This window comes from Streptomyces sp. NPDC006208 (assembly GCF_040613775.1).
In the GTDB taxonomy this organism is placed as follows: domain Bacteria; phylum Actinomycetota; class Actinomycetes; order Streptomycetales; family Streptomycetaceae; genus Streptomyces.
Window position 1 is genome coordinate 183,310 of sequence record NZ_JBEXSW010000010.1, and the last position, 17,625, is coordinate 200,934.

Consider the following 17,625-nt stretch of genomic DNA (forward strand, 5'->3'; position numbering starts at 1 on the left):
GTCCTGAAATTGGCAGGGCGCTGCCCGGGAGCCGTACGGCGTCCCGGGCAGCGCCCCTGTTCGTGGTGAGCCTGATCTGATCGACAGGCTCAGAAGGTGAGCTTGACGCTGTTGATGTAGCCGGTGTCGTAGCGGGCCACGTCCTGGACGCGCAGCTTCCAGGCGCCGTTGGCGACCTCGCTGGAGGCATTGACGGTGTACGTCTCGACCACGTTGTCCGCCGAGTCCGAACCGCTGGAGTTCTTCAGGCGGTACGCGGTCCCGTCCGGGGCGAGCAGGTCGATGACCAGGTCACCGCGCCAGGTGTGGACGATGTCCACGCCGACCTTGAGGGCGGCGGGGGCGTTGCCCGTGCGGCCGGTGACGTTGACCGTGGAGGTCCCGGTGCCCAGGTCGGGGATGGAGACATCGGCCGTGTTCTCGAAGACCGTGCCCGGGTCGGGGTCCGGCCCACCGGGGCGGGAGCCGACGTTGATGCCTGCCCAGGCGTCGGTGACCGCCTTGACCTCGGGGCTGGTCGCCCCGTACAGCTCCGTGGCGACCGCGATGGTGCCGGTGCGGGCGCCCGCGTAGTTCGTGGTGGAGTTGAACTTGGTGGTGAGGGCCTTGAACCAGATCAGCGATGCCTTGTCGCGGCCGATTCCGGTGACCGGCAGACCGTCGGAGGTCGGCGAGTCGTAGTTCACGCCGTTGATGGTCTTGGCGCCGCTGCCCTCGGAGAGCAGGTAGTACCAGTGGTTCGCGGGTCCCGAGGAGTAGTGGACGTCGATGTTGCCGATGCCCGAGTACCAGGCGTCCTTGGACGCCCCGTCCTTGCTCGGCTTGTCCATGTAGCGCAGCGGTGTGCCGTCGCCGTTGATGTCGATCTTCTCGCCGACCAGGTAGTCGCCGACGTCCGAGGTGTTGTTGCCGTAGAACTCCACGGCCGCGGCGAAGATGTCGCTCGTCGCCTCGTTGAGGCCGCCGGACTCGCCGCTGTAGACGAGCTTCGCGGTGACGGAGGTGAGGCCGTGCGTCATCTCGTGCGCGGCCACATCGATGGACGTGAGCGGTTTGGCGTTGCCGGAGCCGTCGCCGTAGGTCATGCAGAAGCAGCTGTCGGACCAGAAGGCGTTGACGTAGTTGTTGCCGTAGTGGACCCGGGAGTAGGCGCCGACGCCGTCACCGCGGATGCCGCTGCGGCCGTGCACGTTCTTGTAGTAGTCCCAGGTGAGGCCGGCGCCGTAGGCGGCGTCCGCGCCGGCGGTCTCCAGGTTGGAGGCCTGCCCGTTGCCCCAGACGTCGTCCGGTCCGGAGAACAGGGTGCCGGTGCCCGACGTACCGCGGTTGAGGTTGTACGTCTTGTGGTTGCCGCGGCCGCCGTCGGTCAGGTTGTACGTCGACCCGGACTGCGTGGACCCGACGTTGACCTGGCCGCTGTACTGCGTGTTGCCGGTGCCCGTCTCGACGGCCTGCCACTCGAAGAGCTTCGCGCCGGTGGAGGCGTCGGTGACGACGTGCAGTTCGTTCGGCGTGCCGTCGTGCTGCAGGCCGCCGACCACGGTCTCGTAGGCGAGCGTCGGCTTGCCCTCGGCCAGCCAGACCACCTTGCGCGGTGCGCGGTCGGCCTTCGCCTTCGCGGACCCTTCGGCCTTGGCCGCGCCCAGCGCCTGCTTCTCGGCGACGGACGGTGCGACGTCGGCGCTGGTGTCCACGTTCTTGAGCGTGGCCCGGGACGCCTTGGAGACCGACTCGGTCACTCCCGCCTTCGACTCGGAGACCACGAGGTCGCCGCCGAGGACCGGCAGTCCGGCGTAGGTGCGCTCGTAGCGGGTGTGCGTGGTGCCGTCGCGGTCCTGGGTGACATCGCGGACGAGCAGCTTCTCCTGGGCGGTCAGGCCCAGTTCCTTCGCGGTGGCGGCCGTGGTGGCGGACGCCTCGCGTATCAGCTCCGCACGCTGTGCGGGCGTCAGACTCTTCGGCAGGGCGCCCGGGTCGGCCTTCCCCGCCTTCGCCGCAGCTGGAACGGCGGATGCGGTGGTCTGGGCCGCGGACGTGCCGGTCTGGAAGCCGACGGCGAGGAGGGCGGCAGTGGCGACAAGAGCTCCGGTCGCGGTGGCGCGACGGCGATGCGTGGGTCTCACGCGAACTCCTTCTGCGAGGGGGGTACCGGCGAGCTGGGTAGGCAGGCCGGGCAGAGCATGCCGAGCATGTGGAGCACGTCGAGCATGTGGAGCTTTGTGGAGCGTGGATCGGGGGAAGAGTCGCACCAGTGACGCCCGTCTGTCAGGAGCGCGACAAGAAGTTGGCTGGAAATAGTTCGTTGAACGTGCAGTCATGTTCGTTGAGCGGACGTTTCGCTGATCGCCGTGGCGCGGGGGGCGCGCATTCACCGAAGACCGTGTGCGGCGCCGGAAGCGAGGCCGATGCGGAACCTGGCATGTACGAACGCAGTGTTGAGCACGTGTTGCCGCCGGTCGGGGAGATCGGGCGGAGGTGTGGCTCGTTCCGCACCCGTACGGGCGGGCGCGGCGAGGCCGACCCGGACCGCGCGGGTACGGGTCGGTGCGGGCGGCGCCGCCGACCGCGCGCTCGTGCCGCTGCCCGGCGCCGCCGCGCGGACGGCGCCGTCCCGGCCCCGTCCGCCGGTCTGTTCAGCCGACGAGGCTGTCCCGCCACGCCCGGTGCAGGCCTGCGAACCGACCGTCGCCGCCGGTCAGTTCGGCCGGTGTCCCGTCCTCCACGATCCTGCCGCTCTCCATCACCAGCACCCGGTCCGCGATCTCGACCGTCGACAGACGGTGGGCGATCACCACGGCCGTACGTCCCCGCAGCACCGTGTCCATGGCCCGCTGCACCGCGCGCTCTCCCGGGATGTCCAGGGAACTGGTCGCCTCGTCGAGGATGAGCACCGCGGGATCGGCGAGCAGTGCGCGGGCGAAGGCCACCAACTGGCGCTGGCCCGCGGAGATACGCCCGCCGCGCTTGCGTACGTCCGTGTCGTAGCCGTCCGGCAGGGCGCTGATGAAATCGTGTGCCCCGATGGCCTTCGCGGCGTGCTCGATCTCCTCGCGCGACGCGTCCGGACGGCCGACCGCGATGTTCTCCGCGACGGACCCGGAGAACAGGAACGCCTCCTGCGTCACCATCACCACTCCGCGCCGCAGTTCGGGTGGGGCCAGATCGCGCAGATCGACCCCGTCGAGCAGGACGCGTCCGTCGGAGGGGTCGTAGAACCGGGCCAGCAGCTTGGCCAGGGTCGATTTGCCCGCACCGGTCGAGCCGACCACCGCTACGGTCTGCCCCGCCGGAACAGTCAGATCGAACTGCGGCAGCACCTCACCGCCCCTGCGGTACGCGAACCGGACGCCGTCGAAGACCACCTTGCGGCCCGGCCGGTCCGTGTCCCGCGCGGGCAGCCGGCGGGGCTCGACCGCCTCGGGGACCGAGGGGACCTGGGCCAGCAGGCCCGCGATCTTCTCCAGGGAGGCGGCCGCCGACTGGTAGGAGTTCAGGAACATGCCGAGCCGGTCGATGGGGTCGTACAGCCGCCGCAGATACAGCACCGCCGCCGCCAGCACACCCAGCGCCAGCGTCCCGCCCGCCACCCGGTACGCACCCCACAGCACGATCCCGGCGACCGCGGTGTTCGCGACCAGCCGGGAGCCGACGACGAAGCGCGCCATCTCCAGCAGTGCATCGCCGTTGCTGCGCTCATGCCGGTGGTTCAGCACCCGGAACTCGCCGTCATTGGCCGGCTCGCGGCGGAACGCCCGCACCGGCCGGATTCCGTTCATCGTCTCGGCGAACTTCACGATCACGGCAGCGATCGCGGTGGAGCGCTGCATGAAGACGGACTGGACACGCCGCTGGTAGAGCCGGACCAGCAGATACAGCGGGACGAAGGACAGCACCGCAACGGTGCCGAGTCCGAGGTCGAGCCAGAGCAGCATCGCCGAGATGAAGACGAAGGACAGAATGACGCCGATGAGCTCCTGGAGTCCCTCGCTCAACAGCTCCCGCAGCGACTCGACGTCGGCCGTGGACCGGGAGATCAGCCGGCCCGAGGTGTACCGCTCGTGGAAGTCCACGCTCAGCGCCTGCGCATGGCGGAAGATCCGGCCGCGCAGATCCAGCAGGACGTCCTGATTGACCCGGGCGGACACGCGGATGAAGCCGTACTGGAACGCGCCCGCGCCCAGCGAGCAGAGCGCGTACCCCGCGCCGACGGCGGCCAGCGGACCGTAGTCGTGCGAGCGGAACGCCGGGACGCCGCGGTCGATCGCATACGCCACCAGCATCGGTCCGGCCTGCACCGCGGCCTGCTGGAGCAGCAGGAGCAGCGCGGCGACGGCGACCCGGGCGCGCCGTGGCACGAGAAGGGAACGCAGCAGCATCCCGGTCGCCCCCGCGGGCGCGGGGAGGGCATCCTGGTCGAAGGGGTCGTCCCCGCCCTGGTCCGGCCGTCCGGCGCCGGTGGACCTGGCGTCGTCGGCGTCCTCGATGCCGTCCATCGCGGTCGTCGAGGTCATCGTGCGCCACTCCCTTCCGAGCCGGACATCAACCAGGCGTACTCCGCGTTCGTACGCAGCAGTTCATGGTGGGTGCCCACCGCGGCGATCCGTCCCTCGGACAGCAGCGCCACCCGGTCGGCGAGCATCACGGTCGACGGCCGGTGCGCCACCACCAGCGCGGTCGTGTTGTCGAGCACCCTGCGCAGCGCCGCCTCCACCAGGGCCTCCGTGTGGACGTCGAGGGCGGACAGCGGGTCGTCGAGGACCAGGAATCGTGGCCGGCCGACCACCGCGCGGGCCAGCGCGAGGCGCTGGCGCTGTCCACCGGAGAGGCTGAGGCCCTGTTCGCCGACCTGGGTGGCGACGCCCTGAGGGAGACGGTCCACGAAGCCGGCCTGGGCGATGTCGAGGGCGTGGCGCAGGGCCTCCGCCCTGTCGCCACTGTCCGGGACCTGCGCGCCGTCCGGGACCTCCGCCGCGTCCGGGCCGTCCGGTGGGCGGGAGCCGTGTGCCGGATGCGAGCCGCCCACGCCCATCAGGACGTTTTCACCGACGCTCGTCGAGAACAGCGTCGGCTCCTCGAACGCCACCGATACCAGTTCGCGCAGCCGCTGCCGCGGCATCGCGGTGATGTCCTCGCCGTCGAGCGTGATCCGTCCGGCCGTCGCCTCGTACAGCCGTGGCACCAGCGCGGTGAGCGTGGTCTTCCCGCTGCCGGTGGCGCCGACCAGGGCCATCGTCTCCCCTGGCCGGATCCGGAGGTCGATCCCGGCGAGAACCGGCGCGGTGTCCGCGGGCGCGTCCGGGTAGCGGAACTCGACGCCCTCGAACCGCAGTCCGCCCACGTCGGCGTCCGGTCGGTTCCGGGCGCTCAGGTCCGCATCCCGCCGGTCCGCATCCCGCTCGTCCGCCTCCCGCCGGTACGTCTCACGCTCCTCCTCGGCGTCCAGCACCTCGAAGTACCGCTCCGTCGCCGTCGCCGCCTCCTGGCTCATCGCCAGCAGAAAGCCGATCGACTCCACCGGCCAGCGAAGCGCCAGCGCCGTCGACAAGAACGCCACCAGCGTGCCCGCCGACAGGTCTGCGTCCGCGACCTGGATCGTGCCCAGCACCAGCGCGGCGCCGATCGCCAGCTCCGGAATCGTGGTGATCAGCGCCCAGATGCCGCCCAGCAGCCGGGCCTTGCCCAGCTCCGTGCCGCGCAGCCGCTCGGCGAGCATCCGGAAGGCATCGGCCTGACTGCGGTGCCGGCCGAAGCCCTTGACGATACGGATGCCGAGCACGCTCTCCTCGACGACCGTCGTCAGGTCGCCGACCTGGTCCTGCGCCTGCCGGGCCACGATCCAGTACCGGGCCTCGAACAGTGAGCACACGACGACCAGGGGCACGACGGGCGCCAGCAGCACCAGCCCCAGCGTCCAGTCCTGCGCGAGCAGCAGCACGAACCCCATCAGGATCGTGGCCGCGTTGACGAGCAGAAAGGTCAGCGGGAAGGCGAGGAACATCCGGATCAGCATCAGATCGGTGGTGCCGCGCGACAGCAACTGACCTGAGGCCCAGCGGTCGTGGAAGGACACCGGCAGCCGCTGCAGATGACGGAACAGATCGGCCCGCATGGCCGCCTCCACGCCGGCGAGCGGCCGGGCCACCAGCCACCGGCGGAAGCCGAACAGGACGGCCTCGGCAGCACCCAGCAGAAGCAGGACCAGCGCCCCGAGCCAGACTCCGCCCGGGTCACTGTCAGCGACGGGACCGTCGACGATCCACTTGAGCACGAGCGGGATCACGACGCTCAGACAGGACGCCACAACGGCGACGAAAGCGGCGCTGAACAGGCGCGTCCGGACGGGCCGTACATACGGCCACAGCCGTAGCAGTGTGCGCACGGCGGACCGGTCCTTGGTGACAACGTGTGTGGTGGGCATCAGGTGCGAGCCTACGGTTTGCCACTGACAGCGCTCATGTGGTTTTCCGTGGCGCCGCCCGCCCGGACGCGTCGTCGTGAAGTGGGCCGGTGGGGCACCGACCGGCCCCGCCCGGGCCCCGCACGCTACGCCCGGACCTTCAGCAGCAGCACCGACCGCGCCGGCACCGTCACCACCGCGCCGCCCTCGTGCACCGTTGCGGGGGCTGTGTCCTGGTCCTCCAGCGAGGTGTCGACCACCAGCTCGTACGAGGTGGCCCAGGGCGGGCCCGGCAGACGGAAGTCCACCGGGCGGTGCGCCGCGTGCAGGATCGTCAGAAAGCTGTCGTCCGTCACCTGGGCGCCCCGCGCGTCCCGTCCCGGGATGTCCCGTCCTGAGAGGTACAGCGCGAGGGTGGCTGAGGGCGCGTACCAGTCCGCCTCGTTCATCTCCGTGCCGTGCGGGGTGAACCAGGCCAGGTCCCGCAGGCCGTCCGCCGCCTGCGGGCGGCCGGAGAAGAAGGCCCGGCGGCGCAGCACCGGATGGGTGTGGCGCAGTGCGAGCAGCCTCCTTGTCAGCGCCAGCAGCCCGGCCGGTCCCGGTTGCCCGGGCAGCGACCAGTCCAGCCAGCTGACCTCGTTGTCCTGGCAGTAGGCGTTGTTGCTGCCGCCCTGCGTACGCCCCATCTCGTCACCCGCGACCAGCATCGGCACCCCGGTCGACAGCAGCAGCGTGGTCAGCAGGTTCCGGATCTGCCGGCGGCGCAGCGCATTGACGCGTGGGTCGTCCGTCTCACCTTCCGCTCCGCAGTTCCAGGACCGGTTGTCGTTCGTCCCGTCCCGGTTGCCCTCGCCGTTGGCCTCGTTGTGCTTCTGCTCGTAGCTGACCAGGTCGCGCAGGGTGAAGCCGTCGTGGGCGGTGACGAAGTTGATGGAGGCGTAGGGGCGCCGGCCGCCCCAGGCGTACAGGTCGCTGGAGCCCGACAGCCGGTAGCCGAGGTCGCGTACGTCGGGCAGCGCGCCGCGCCAGAAGTCCCGTACCGCGTCCCGGTAGCGGTCGTTCCACTCCGTCCACAGCGGCGGGAACGCGCCCACCTGGTAGCCGCCGTTGCCCACGTCCCACGGCTCGGCGATCAGCTTCACCCTGCGCAGCACCGGGTCCTGGGCGATCACCGCGAGGAACGGGGAGAGCATGTCGACGTCGTGCATGGAGCGCGCCAGGGCCGCCGCCAGGTCGAAGCGGAAGCCGTCCACCCCCATCTCGGTCACCCAGTAGCGCAGTGAATCGGTGATCAGCCGCAGCACATGGGGCTGGACCACGTGCAGGGTGTTGCCGCACCCCGTGTAGTCCGTGTACCGCCGGGCGTCGGACTGCAGGCGGTAGTAGCCGCGATTGTCGATACCGCGCAACGACAGCATCGGACCCAGCTCGCCGGCCTCCGCCGTGTGGTTGTAGACCACGTCCAGGATGACCTCGATGCCCGCGTCGTGCAGCGAGCGCACCATCCGCTTGAACTCGCCCACCTGCTGCCCGCGCGTCCCGCCCGAGGCGTATCCGGCGTGCGGCGCGAAGTAGCCGATGGAGTTGTAGCCCCAGTAGTTGCGCAGCCCGCGGCGCAGCAGATGGTCCTCGTGCGCGAACTGGTGGACGGGCAGCAGTTCGACGGCCGTCACCCCGAGGCGCACCAGGTGCTCGATCGCCGCCGGGTGCGCGAGCCCGGCGTAGGTGCCCCTGAGGTTCGGCGGGATTCCCGGATGGAGCTTGGTGAAACCGCGGACGTGCAGCTCGTAGATGACCGAGTCCGCCCAGGGCGTCTTGGGCCTGCGGTCGTCCATCCACTCGTCGTCGGCGCCCTCGTCATGGACCACGACCCCTTTGGGCACGTACGGCGCCGAGTCACGCTCGTCGCGCACCGTGTCGGCGACATGCTGCTGCGGCCAGTCCCGCACATGCCCGTACACCTGCGCAGGCAGCGTGAAGTCGCCGTCCACCGCCCGTGCGTACGGGTCGAGCAGCAGCTTCGCGGGATTCCAGCGCGCTCCCGTCCACGGGTCCCAGCGGCCGTGCACCCGGTAGCCGTACCGCTGCCCCGGTCTCACGCCCGGTACGAAGCCGTGCCAGATCTCGTGGGTGAGCTCGGTCAGCGGCAGCCGTGTCTCGGTCGCGGCGGCGCCCGCCCCGTCGAACAGGCACAGCTCGACCGCCTCCGCGCCGCCCGCCCACAGCGCGAAGTTGGTGCCCGAGACCCCGTCCGGCCCGGCCCGGTAGCGTGCACCGAGCGGTGTCGGCGCCCCCGGCCACACCGGCGGCCTGCCGCCACCGCCCGAGGTGCCGGCGTGGCCGTTGACGCCGGCCACCGCCGCAGGCAGGCCGGGCAGCATGCCCCGCACCCCCTCCTGCGCTGTCTCCTGCTCGGCTGCGCTCGACACCTGCCGGCCTCCCGCGGCTCGCCTCGCGTGCACCCGGCCCGCGGCGTCCCGGCCGCGAGCACCCCACGCGTGGTCCTCCCACCAGTTCTGCCCGCACCACCCTGCTCCCAACATGGCCCGGCACTCACGTTTCTCCTCCCGTTCGCCCTCGCGTTTCCCCCCGACGTTTCCCCTGGAGGGGCGTGGTCGTTGAGCGGTACGTGACATATGTACTGAAGCGGGCGGGGCGCGCCGTCGCGCTCGCCCTGGCAGGGGCAGGGCTGATCGCGGGAATTGTCGGATGCACCGGCGACAAACCCGAGGTCGCCGACAAACCGAGGGCACCCGAGAACACGATCCGCATCACGCCCGAGGACGGCTCGAAGGGGGTCAGCCGGGAGGGGGCGATCAAGGTGAGCGTGTCGAGCGGCCGGCTGGAACGGGTCGAGGTGACCCAGGTGGAGGACGCCGATCCCGTCGAAGTCCACGGACGCATCTCCGCGGACCGCCTGCGCTGGACTCCCGCCGACGGCGTCCGGCTGCGGCTCGCGGCCAAGTACAGCATCGACGTGGTGGCGGTCGACGGCAGCGGCCGTCGTGCGGCCCGCCACACCACGTTCACGACCCAGGTCCCCGAACGCCGGTTCATCGGCTACTTCAAGCCCGAGAACCGTTCGACCGTCGGCACCGGAATGATCGTTTCGTTCGACTTCAACCGGGAGATCGAGAACCGCGCGGCCGTCGAACGCGCAATCCGCGTCACCTCGGATCCTCCTGTCGAGGTCGCCGGCCACTGGTTCGGCACGGCGCGGCTCGACTTCCGGCCGCGCACCTACTGGAAGCCGGGCACACGGGTCACGGTCGATCTGCGGCTGCGCGACGTCGAGGCGGCGCCGGACGTGTACGGCATCCAGGACAAGACCATCGCCTTCACGGTCGGCCGCTCGCAGGAGTCCCTGGTGGACGCGGCGGCCCACACCATGCAGGTGCGGCGTGACGGTGAGCTGCTGGCGACCGTGCCGATCACGGCGGGCGCGCCCAAGACGACCACGTACAACGGGAAGATGGTGGTCACCGAGATGTTCGAGGTGACCCGGATGAACGGTGCGACGGTCGGCTTCAAGAAGCGCAACGGCAAGGGCGAGTACGACATCAAGGACGTTCCCCACGCGATCCGGCTGACCAGATCCGGCACCTTCCTGCACGGCAACTACTGGGCCGACCCGGACGTCTTCGGCGCGGCCAACGTCAGCCACGGATGTGTCGGACTGCGGGACGAGAAGGGCGGCAGCAGCGACGCTCCGGCGGGCTGGTTCTTCGACCGGACGCTGATCGGCGACGTGGTGGAGGTCGTCAACTCCCGCGACAAGCAGGTCGCCCCCGACAACGGTCTCGGCGGCTGGAACATGGACTGGGCGAGTTGGAAGGCGGGCTCGGCGATCGAGTGATCATGTGATCGGAGTGCCCCGGCGCCGGCGCCGGCGCCGGGAACCGCCGACCTGCGGGGTGCTGCCCCCACAAGCCATTTGGGACGGAACGGTGACAAGGCCGTGGTCGAACATCACCCTCCCGTGTGATTACCTGTCGCCGAGCGTGCGTATGGGGCGCGCGGGGGTGCGGCCTTGGTGATCCCAGGCTGCTTGAGGGGAGATCACGACTGTGAACGGGCAGCCGATATCGGGGGCATCGGCCAGGGCCGGACGCGGACGCGGGGGCGCCGCACTGTCCGCACTGGTGCTGGGGGCGATGCTGGTACTCACGGCCTGCGGCGGCGGGGGCGGCGGCTCGGACAAGGGCAGCAGCGACGGGGGCACGAAGGGCGGCGAGGTCGCGAATTCGGCGTCCCAGGCCGTGGTGACCATCGCGCCCAAGGACGGCGCCGATGCCGTCGCGACCAGCGGTGTGCTCAAGGTGACCGCCACCAAGGGCAAGCTGACGACGGTCACCGTGCAGGACGACAAGGGCACGAAGATCGAGGGCAAGATCGCCGGCGACGGGGCGAGCTGGGAGCCGCTCCAGCACCTGGCAGGCTCCACCAAGTACAAGGTGCACGCCGTCGCCAAGGACGAGGAAGGCCGTGAGTCGGCCAAGGACACCACGTTCACCACGCTCGTGCCGCAGAACACCTTCATCGGGCACTACACGCCCGAGGACGGCTCGACGGTCGGTGTCGGCATGCCCGTCTCGATCAACTTCACCCGGGGGATCACCAACCCCGAGGCCGTCGAGAACGCCATCAAGGTCACCGCGGAGCCGTCCGTCCCGATCGAGGGCCACTGGTTCGGCAACGACCGTCTCGACTTCCGTCCGGAGAAGTACTGGGCCGCGGGCACCAAGGTGACCGTGAAGCTCAACCTGGACGGCGTCGAGGGGCGCCCCGGGGTGTACGGCAAGCAGGCCAAGTCCATCTCGTTCACCATCGGCCGCAGTCAGGTCTCCACCGTGGACGCGAGCGCGCACACCATGAAGGTCGTGCGGGACGGCAAGGAGATCAAGAACATCCCGATCACCGCGGGCGCGCCGTCGACCACCACGTACAACGGCCAGATGGTCATCAGCGAGAAGTACAAGGTGACCCGGATGAACGGCGCCACCGTCGGCTTCGGCGGTGAGTACGACATCAAGGACGTGCCGAACGCGATGCGGCTGTCCACCTCGGGCACCTTCATGCACGGCAACTACTGGGCCTCGTCGGGGACCTTCGGTTCGGCCAACGTCAGCCACGGCTGCGTGGGCCTGCGGGACGTCCGCGGCGGCGGCGACAGCGGCACCCCGGCCGCCTGGATGTTCAACAACTCGATCATCGGCGACGTGGTGATCGTGAAGAACTCCAAGGACAAGCAGATCGCTCCGGAGAACGGCCTGAACGGCTGGAACATGCCCTGGTCGGAGTGGACCAAGTAGGACGTCCCGAGGGGGCCCGGTGCTGTGAGCCACAGCACCGGGCCCCCTCGCGTTAACGGGGGCTAACCTGCCCCCATGACTGTTTCCCTCGAAGTCTCCGACGGCGTCGGCACCATCCGCCTGGACCGCCCGCCGATGAACGCCCTGGACATCGCCACGCAGGACCGGCTGCGCGAGCTCGCCGAGGAGGCGACCCGGCGCGACGACGTGCGGGCCGTGATTCTGTACGGCGGCGAGAAGGTGTTCGCGGCGGGCGCGGACATCAAGGAGATGCAGGCGATGGACCACACGGCGATGGTCGTGCGTTCCCGTGGTCTGCAGGAGTCCTTCACCGCCGTCGCCCGCATCCCCAAGCCCGTCGTCGCCGCCGTCACCGGCTACGCGCTCGGCGGCGGCTGCGAGCTCGCGCTGTGCGCCGACTACCGGATCGCCGCGGACAACGCCAAGCTCGGCCAGCCGGAGATCCTGCTCGGCCTGATCCCCGGCGCCGGCGGCACCCAGCGCCTGTCCCGGCTGATCGGTCCCTCCCGCGCCAAGGACCTGATTTTCACCGGCCGCATGGTGAAGGCGGACGAGGCGCTCACGCTCGGGCTGGTCGACCGCGTCGTACCGGCCGCCGAGGTGTACGAGCAGGCCCACGCCTGGGCCGCGGCCCTCGCCAAGGGCCCGGCGATGGCGCTGCGGGCCGCCAAGGAGTGCGTGGACGCGGGTCTGGAGACGGACATCGAGACGGGACTGGCCGTCGAACGGAACTGGTTCGCGGGGCTGTTCGCGACCGAGGACCGCGAGCGCGGTATGCGCAGCTTCGTCGAGGAGGGGCCGGGCAAGGCCAAGTTCCTCTGATCGGACATGAGTTGGCGCGCCGCAGAACCGGCGGCGCGTCAACTCGCCTGCTCGGCCCGTCAAACCTTAAGGCGGGATTAAGGCAGAACGGCTCACTGTGCCGGGTGATCATTCGAGTGCAAGGCGTCAGTGCAGCTCAAGCCGGGTATGAATGGCCGTATGGGGCCAGAGTCATATGCCATTCGGTACCTCCGGGACGCCTCGCTCCGGGGGCCCTATTCCCCGGGAACGGCCACGCAGAAGCCGCGGTCCGGCCATGATGGAGGCATGGCGGGCCTCGAGGGTGTGGGACAACCACGGCAGCGCGCGCATGCGGCCGCCGCATGGCGGGCACCGGCAGCCGATGACGAACAGGCGCTCAAGGCACTGGAGTTGTTCGGCAATCCGGCGGAAGCGGAAGTGCGGCTGCCGTCCCTGCCCGAATCCGCCGCCACCGCACGCCGGCTGACGCAGTGTGTGGTGCAGCGCCAGTGGGCGCTGCCCGCCCAGACCTGCGAGCATGCCGTCCTGCTCGTCTCCGAGCTCGTCGGCAACGCGGTCCGCCATACGGGTGCGCGGGTGTTCGGGCTGCGCATACAGCGCCGCCGCGGCTGGGTGCGGGTCGAGGTGCGCGATCCCTCGCGCGGCCTGCCCTGTCTGATGCCGGTCCAGGAGATGGACACCAGTGGCCGCGGTCTGTTTCTCGTCGACAAGCTCTCCGACCGGTGGGGCGTGGATCTCCTGCCGCGAGGCAAGACCACCTGGTTCGAGATGCGAATCGGCGATCACTGACCCGCGGGATCACCGCGAAGCGTCACCGTCCACCGGGATGCACAGAAGCCCCCTCGCGCCTTGCGGTGCGGTGGGGCTCCTGTGTGGTGCGCCGTGGATTGGGGGGGTGTATCCACGGCCGCTCAGGACGACCTGGCCCGGGTCGATGGGGGTCGTGTCTTCGACTATGACAGACAGGGGGACTGTCGCCAAGCCCCCATACTCGGACATATGACATCAAGGCTGTATTCATTGGAAGTGAATCTTAGGTGAGATCGGCCACCTGCCTGTAAATCAATGAATAACTATCGGTTCCGACGGTTGTTTCATTGATCATTTCATGCGGAGTGCTTCCATTGGGGGCGACCCGGCGGCGCATCGATTTCGTCAATCGTTATCTTTCGGGCATCTCGCCCCTACTGTGCTTACCCGTGACCCCGACGACGACATCTCTCACCGCACGGACCGCGGCGCTGCTCGGCGGCGTCCTGCTCTCCCTTCTCGCGGGCTGCGGCTCCGGCGGCGCGGGCGATGACACCACCGAGGCGCGCGGCACCCGTACCGCCGCGGCGCCGGCCAGGACGAAGCAGGCCGTGGCCGGACTGGAGGGCATGCCGCCCGTCCTCGACCCCCGGGACGTCTACGCGGCGAACCGGCCGGGCATGCTCTCGCCGACGGTCAAGGGATACCCGTCGCGGGTGTACGTCCCCAACACCAACTCCAACACCGTGACGGTCATCGACCCCGAGACGTACCGGGTGATCGCGACCATCCCGGTCGGGGTCCAGCCGCAGCACGTGGTTCCGTCCTGGGACCTGAAGACGCTGTGGGTCAACAACAACCGCGGACACACGCTCACTCCGATCGACCCGGCGACCGGAGTGGCGGGCAAGCCTGTCGAGGTGCACGACCCGTACAACCTGTACTTCACGCCCAACGGCAAGTACGCGATCGTCATGGCGTCGCTGGACCGTGAGCTCGTCTTCCGCGATCCGCACACCATGGAGCGGAAGAAGGCGATCCCGGTCCCGTGTTACGGCGTCAACCACGCGGACTTCTCGCCCGACGGCAGGTACTTCGTCGTCTCCTGCGAGTTCTCCGCCCAACTGCTCAAGGTCGACACCGAGAAGATGGAGGTCATCGGACGGCAGAAGCTGCCCCTCAAAGGCGCGATGCCGCAGGACGTGAAGCTCTCCCCGGACGGAAGGACCTTCTACATCGCCGACATGATGGCGCACGGCGTGTGGGTGCTCGACGGGGAGAGGTTCACCGAGCCCGCGCTGATGCCCACCGGCAAAGGCGCCCACGGCCTCTACGTCAACCGCGACTCCAGCGAGATGTTCATCTCCAACCGCGGCGAGGGCTCCATCTCCGTCTTCGACTTCGAGCAGAACCGGCTGACCAAGAAGTGGTGGCTCCCGGACGGCGGCAGCCCGGACATGGGCGGGGTCTCGTCGGACGGCAAGGTGCTGTGGCTGTCCGGGCGATACCACTCCGAGGTGTACGCCGTCGACACACGGACCGGCGAGCAGCTGGCCCGTATCCCCGTCGGCAGCGGTCCGCACGGTCTTGCCGTCTATCCGCAGCCGGGCCGCTACTCGCTGGGCCACACGGGAGTCTTCCGCTAGGGGAGTCCGATGCCGTCTTCGAGCAGGCTGCCGGCCCGCTCAGCCGGCCGTGAGGATCGCCTCCGATGCCACGGGCCGGAACCCCGCCGTCTGGAACAGCCGTACGCTGCGGGCATTGCCCGGCGACTGCTGCGACCACAGCACCGAGTCCGGCACCAACTGGCGGGCCGCGCGGGCCAGCGCAAGGCCGAGACCCCGGCCACGTGCCTCCTCGTCGACCTCGAGCGCGACCTCCCAGCGCCCCGCGAGCCCCCGGCCGAGAATCAGTACCCCGCCGTCGGCGGCCCAGACCCGCACGTCGTCGCGGTACTTCAGGGCCCGGGCGACCCGAGGGTGCTCCGGGTCCTCGATCTCACGCAGCTCGATGCCGGGCCTGCCGGGCAGCGCACCGGCGACCGTCACCAGGTCGATCGTGTTCATCGAGCGCCCGGTACGGGCCATCAGGGCACACAGGAAGCCCGGGTTCATCGCGGCGGCCAGCCGGTCGGAGTCGGTGGCGGCCAGCCGGTCCTGTACCCACTGCGGATCCTCGTCGGTGAAGACCACCGAGTGGGCGGTGAACGCCACCACCCCGGCGTCACGGGCCGCCGGCTGGCGGACCACGGTGACCGCGCCGTCGCCCGGCGGGAACTCCCCCCGGGCCGCGGCGGTCAGGATCCGTCCCAGTTCCTCGCTCATCCCATGCCCTCCCTCGTCCCCGGTGCGGGACTCCCCTCCATGATCTGCGAGCGACGGCCGATAATCTGACCCCCGTCAGTAATGCACCAAGAAGGGGCGGAAGCAGTGGCGGACATCGAAGAGGCGCGCAAGGCGTTCGAGCGCTACGACCTGAACGGCGACGGCCTGATCACGGCGGCCGAGTACAAGAGCGTGATGGCGCAGCTGGGCGACTTCAACGTCACCGAGACCGTCGCCGAAGCGGTGATCAGGACCAAGGACGCCAACGGCGACGGTCAGCTGACGTTCGACGAGTTCTGGGTCTCGCTCAACCAGGCCTGACGAGCCAGGACGGCCCCCGTCCCCGGGATGCCGGGGACGGGGGCCGTCACATGCGCCGGGCCGGTCAGCACTCGATGATGTTCACGGCGAGACCGCCGCGCGCCGTCTCCTTGTACTTCACCGATCGGAAGCGGCATCTGATCACGCTTCTGACCTCGGATTTCTTACGATTCCCGGCTCAGAGTCGCCGCATCAGGGACTTTCCAGGGATTTCGTCCTGAACAGGGACTGCCACGAGTGTTCCTTCTCCTTGGCGGGCAGCCTGTGACGCGGCGTCATGCGACGCGACCGCTCAAGCGGGATGATCTGGTGTGCTCCGGCCCGGCACCTCGGGCAGCCGCTCCAGCAGCCCCGGCCTGTTGCAGACCCGCGAATCAGACGTCACACAAAGGCCGAAGTCCTGCGTTGCTCACGGGAATGATCGCGTGACAGCATTGCTTGAGTGACTGAGAACGGGGCCGACATACCGAAGCCTCAACGCGTTTCGCGGCTGGCCGAGTTGGTGGCTGCGTCGGTTCCGGCGACGCAGCCGGAGCCACCCTCGGAGTCGGAACCGGAGACAGTTCCGGTGGCGTCGCAGGCTCCGGAACAGACCGCGTCAGATGCGGAACCGGCCGACGATCAACTGGCCGTGGCAAGGCGTGAGTTTGCTGCGTTGCTGGGTGAATTCCGGCGTACTGCTGTGCTGGTGCCGTTCGATGCGTACGGGAGTCTGTGGACCGCGGATCAGGGCGGGGTGCGGTGGATCTGTGCGTTCTCGGACGAGGAGGCTTTGGCCGACTTCGCGCGGGCGCGCGGGGAGGCGGAGCGGGAGTGGGCGTACCGGACGGTTCTGGGTGCGCGGCTTTTGGACGTGATGGTGCCGATGCTGCCGGGGCCTGCGGGGGTTGCGCTGGATGCGGGCAGTGACGGGGGCATGTTGTTTCCGCCGGTTGCGGGCATCGTGCCCGATGCGGTGGCGGTTGATCTCGGGGGGACAGTGTGAGCGGGAAAGATCCTGATCTGCAGGCGCCGCCGGTGGCTTTGCTGGCCATCGCGATGGGCATCGATCTGGCGCATGCCGAGCTGAAGGAGCTCGGCATGATCGGTGAGGCGACCACCGGGCGGGGGTTCTCGGATCTTGCTCTGTCCGGCATGGAGTTGGGGCATGCCGGTCTGACGGATGAGTTCACGACGTTCTGCGAGCGCTGGGAGTGGGGCGTGCGGGCCCTGACCATCAAGGGAAACGTCTTCGCGCAGGGCGTGGGCCTGTCGGCGGGTTCGTATGCCGAGCAGGAGCAGTACGTCAAGGACTCGATCAAGATCGGCGTCAACTCGGTCAACGGCAACCCGCATCTGACCGAGGACCAGGTCAAGGAGATGCGCTGGGACCAGATCAAGAACCAGACCATCTTCGACAACCCCGACTGGAGCGCCGAGTCGTTCTCCGAGGCGCACGAGGAGGTGAAGCAGACCTGGAAGAACACCGGGTACGACGTGATGGACGCGCAGATGGACTCGATGGAGCGCTCGGGTCTGATCGATCCGAAGCTGCGTGACCAGATGGATGTGGAGCTCCGCGAAATGTTCGACCCGGACGAGGCGACCGTCGCGCAGGCCGAGGAGCCGCGGTGGGGGGAGAGCCGCTGATGGGGGATTTCGGAATCATCGGTGACCTCGCAGGCAAGGCGACCGACAAGATCGTCGACGGCGTCGA

Annotated in this window: 13 protein-coding genes; 8 read left to right on the forward strand and 5 right to left on the reverse strand. The window is 69.5% G+C overall.

Translation table 11 applies throughout. The features are described 5' to 3' along the window. Nucleotides 1-89: 89 nt before the first annotated feature. The 4 genes from ABZ208_RS10815 to glgX form a co-directional block, all read right to left on the reverse strand. Nucleotides 90-2,123, reverse strand: a complete 2,034-nt coding sequence (locus tag ABZ208_RS10815; RefSeq protein WP_356909155.1) for a M4 family metallopeptidase — start codon at nt 2,121-2,123, stop codon at nt 90-92. Nucleotides 2,124-2,633: 510 nt separating this feature from the next. After that, a complete protein-coding gene (locus ABZ208_RS10820; RefSeq protein ID WP_356909177.1) occupies nt 2,634-4,493 on the reverse strand; it encodes an ABC transporter ATP-binding protein in 1,860 nt (619 codons plus the stop codon). Between the two features lie 14 nt (nt 4,494-4,507). Further along, nucleotides 4,508-6,418, reverse strand: coding sequence for an ABC transporter ATP-binding protein (locus tag ABZ208_RS10825; protein ID WP_356909156.1), 1,911 nt, complete (start codon nt 6,416-6,418; stop codon nt 4,508-4,510). Nucleotides 6,419-6,543: 125 nt separating this feature from the next. Then, entirely contained in the window at nt 6,544-8,826 is a 2,283-nt protein-coding gene (gene glgX, locus ABZ208_RS10830) for a glycogen debranching protein GlgX (RefSeq protein ID WP_356909157.1), read from the reverse strand. A 200-nt stretch (nt 8,827-9,026) separates the two neighbouring features. Between glgX and ABZ208_RS10835 the strand changes: the two genes are divergently transcribed. From ABZ208_RS10835 to ABZ208_RS10855, 5 genes are all read left to right on the forward strand, one after another. Continuing rightward, a complete protein-coding gene (locus tag ABZ208_RS10835; RefSeq protein ID WP_356909158.1) occupies nt 9,027-10,253 on the forward strand; it encodes an Ig-like domain-containing protein in 1,227 nt (408 codons plus the stop codon). A gap of 211 nt (nt 10,254-10,464) precedes the next feature. Next, nucleotides 10,465-11,709 (forward strand): Ig-like domain-containing protein, encoded by a 1,245-nt coding sequence (locus ABZ208_RS10840; RefSeq protein WP_356909159.1) that lies wholly within the window; start codon nt 10,465-10,467, stop codon nt 11,707-11,709. Between the two features lie 75 nt (nt 11,710-11,784). After that, nucleotides 11,785-12,552 (forward strand): enoyl-CoA hydratase-related protein, encoded by a 768-nt coding sequence (locus tag ABZ208_RS10845; protein ID WP_356909160.1) that lies wholly within the window; start codon nt 11,785-11,787, stop codon nt 12,550-12,552. A 267-nt stretch (nt 12,553-12,819) separates the two neighbouring features. Continuing rightward, a complete protein-coding gene (locus tag ABZ208_RS10850) occupies nt 12,820-13,323 on the forward strand; it encodes an ATP-binding protein (protein WP_356909161.1) in 504 nt (167 codons plus the stop codon). A 410-nt stretch (nt 13,324-13,733) separates the two neighbouring features. Further along, the gene (locus ABZ208_RS10855; RefSeq protein ID WP_356909162.1) at nt 13,734-14,930 is read left to right on the forward strand and encodes a hypothetical protein; all 1,197 of its coding nucleotides are present in this window, start codon (nt 13,734-13,736) and stop codon (nt 14,928-14,930) included. A 39-nt stretch (nt 14,931-14,969) separates the two neighbouring features. Here the strand turns inward: ABZ208_RS10855 and ABZ208_RS10860 are convergent, their stop codons facing one another. Continuing rightward, nucleotides 14,970-15,608, reverse strand: coding sequence for a GNAT family N-acetyltransferase (locus ABZ208_RS10860; protein WP_356909163.1), 639 nt, complete (start codon nt 15,606-15,608; stop codon nt 14,970-14,972). Nucleotides 15,609-15,713: 105 nt separating this feature from the next. On the opposite strand from ABZ208_RS10860, the gene ABZ208_RS10865 reads away from it, so the two are divergent. From ABZ208_RS10865 to ABZ208_RS10875, 3 genes are all read left to right on the forward strand, one after another. Next, nucleotides 15,714-15,929, forward strand: a complete 216-nt coding sequence (locus ABZ208_RS10865) for an EF-hand domain-containing protein (RefSeq protein WP_356909164.1) — start codon at nt 15,714-15,716, stop codon at nt 15,927-15,929. 442 nt (nt 15,930-16,371) lie between these two features. Further along, nucleotides 16,372-16,914 carry an SseB family protein gene (locus tag ABZ208_RS10870; protein ID WP_356909165.1) on the forward strand — a complete coding sequence of 181 codons (543 nt, stop codon included), beginning with the start codon at nt 16,372-16,374 and terminating at the stop codon, nt 16,912-16,914. Next, nucleotides 16,911-17,558: a hypothetical protein gene (locus tag ABZ208_RS10875; RefSeq protein WP_356909166.1), complete on the forward strand. Its 648-nt coding sequence runs from the start codon at nt 16,911-16,913 to the stop codon at nt 17,556-17,558. The genes ABZ208_RS10870 and ABZ208_RS10875 overlap by 4 nt, the downstream gene beginning before the upstream one ends. Nucleotides 17,559-17,625 lie beyond the last annotated feature (67 nt).

Coding starts and splice junctions, on each gene's coding strand:
- ABZ208_RS10820 (WP_356909177.1), bottom strand. CDS start 4,493: ATGGACGGCATCGAGGACGCCGACGACGCCAGGTCCACCGGCGCCGGA.
- ABZ208_RS10825 (WP_356909156.1), bottom strand. CDS start 6,418: ATGCCCACCACACACGTTGTCACCAAGGACCGGTCCGCCGTGCGCACA.
- ABZ208_RS10845 (WP_356909160.1), top strand. CDS start 11,785: ATGACTGTTTCCCTCGAAGTCTCCGACGGCGTCGGCACCATCCGCCTG.
- ABZ208_RS10850 (WP_356909161.1), top strand. CDS start 12,820: ATGGCGGGCCTCGAGGGTGTGGGACAACCACGGCAGCGCGCGCATGCG.
- ABZ208_RS10860 (WP_356909163.1), bottom strand. CDS start 15,608: ATGAGCGAGGAACTGGGACGGATCCTGACCGCCGCGGCCCGGGGGGAG.